Source organism: Streptomyces sp. NPDC050704 (assembly GCF_040654355.1).
Classification (GTDB): domain Bacteria; phylum Actinomycetota; class Actinomycetes; order Streptomycetales; family Streptomycetaceae; genus Streptomyces.
On sequence record NZ_JBFAHW010000284.1, the window covers coordinates 1 to 1,057 of the forward strand.

General features: G+C 63.8%; 1 protein-coding gene. It reads left to right on the plus strand.

The features are described from left to right. On the plus strand, positions 1-1,057 hold a 1,057-nt coding region (gene dnaE / locus AB0I18_RS52140), incomplete at both ends, for a DNA polymerase III subunit alpha (RefSeq protein ID WP_363112909.1).

Genomic DNA, 1,057 nt, shown 5'->3' on the forward strand with positions numbered 1-1,057 from the left:
CGGCGAACAAGACCGGGCTGCACAACCTGTTCAAGCTGTCCTCGGACGCGTATGCCGAGGGCTGGCTGCAGAAGTGGCCGCGGATGGACAAGGAGTCCATCTCCCAGTGGTCGGAGGGGCTGATCGCCTCGACCGGGTGTCCGTCGGGGGAGTTGCAGACCCGGCTGCGTCTCGGCCAGTTCGACGAGGCGGTGAAGGCGGCCTCCGAGTACCAGGACATCTTCGGCAAGGACCGGTACTTCCTGGAGTTGATGCAGCACGGGATTGAGATCGAGCGCCGGGTGCGTGAGGACCTGCTGAGGGTGGGCAGGAAGCTCGGCATCCCGCCGCTGGTGACGAACGACTCGCACTACACCTATGCGCACGAGGCGAGTGCCCATGACGCGTTGTTGTGCATCCAGACCGGTAGGAACCTCTCCGACCCGGACCGCTTCAAGCTGGACGGAGGGGGCTATTACCTGAGGTCGACCGACGAGATGTACGCCCTGGAGACTTCGGACATCTGGCAGCAGGGTTGCGCCAACACCCTGCTGGTGGCCGAGCAGATCGACACCACGGGGATGTTCGAGGCGAAGAACCTGATGCCGAGGTTCGACATCCCGGAGGGCTTCACCGAGGTCACCTGGTTCCGTGAGGAGGTGCGCCGTGGCATGAACCGCCGTTACCCGGGTGGTGTGCCGGAGGACCGCCAGAAGCAGGCGGAGTACGAGATGGATGTCATCATCCAGATGGGGTTCCCCGGGTACTTCCTTGTCGTCGCCGACTTCATTATGTGGGCCAAGAACAACGGCATCGCGGTCGGTCCCGGCCGAGGCTCCGCGGCCGGCTCGATCGTCGCCTACGCGATGGGTATCACCGACCTCGACCCGATCGAGCACGGTCTGATCTTCGAGCGGTTCCTCAACCCCGAGCGGGTCTCGATGCCCGATGTCGACATCGACTTCGACGAGCGTCGGCGCGTCGAGGTGATCCGGTATGTGACGGACAAGTACGGCGCCGACAAGGTCGCCATGATCGGCACGTACGGCAAGATCAAGGCGAAGAACGCGATCAAGGA